Source organism: Halorubellus amylolyticus (assembly GCF_034808145.1).
GTDB lineage: Archaea > Halobacteriota > Halobacteria > Halobacteriales > Natrialbaceae > Halorubellus.
In genome coordinates, this window is the sequence record NZ_JAXHGM010000065.1 from 1 (window position 1) to 269 (window position 269).

Here is a 269-nt window from a genome sequence, read left to right on the forward strand (position 1 = left end):
GATCCAGACAACGACTGTAAGGGTATTTTCATGGACTGGTTCCTCTTTCCTTCGTGCTGCGTCTGCAGATGCGCACCAAACTGACAAACGCCAAAAAGAAACTATAACAAATTCTCTGGTCTCGAAAACCTTTATTACTCAAGGGTTTTCAGTTTTAACCCTTTATACGTTAGAATCCCTATGAATTCAAAGTTCTCGTTTGTTTCCTTTCATTTTAATAAATAATCGTTACCATATATTTTAGGATTTCATGCTAGTTACCATTTTGT

The 269-nt window shown here is 36.4% G+C and carries 1 protein-coding gene; it reads left to right on the top strand.

What is annotated here, in order from left to right; all coding sequences use genetic code 11:
- On the top strand, nt 1–184 hold a 184-nt coding region (locus SM754_RS20280; RefSeq protein WP_323677949.1), incomplete at its 5' end, for a hypothetical protein.
- Nucleotides 185–269: the final 85 nt, after the last annotated feature.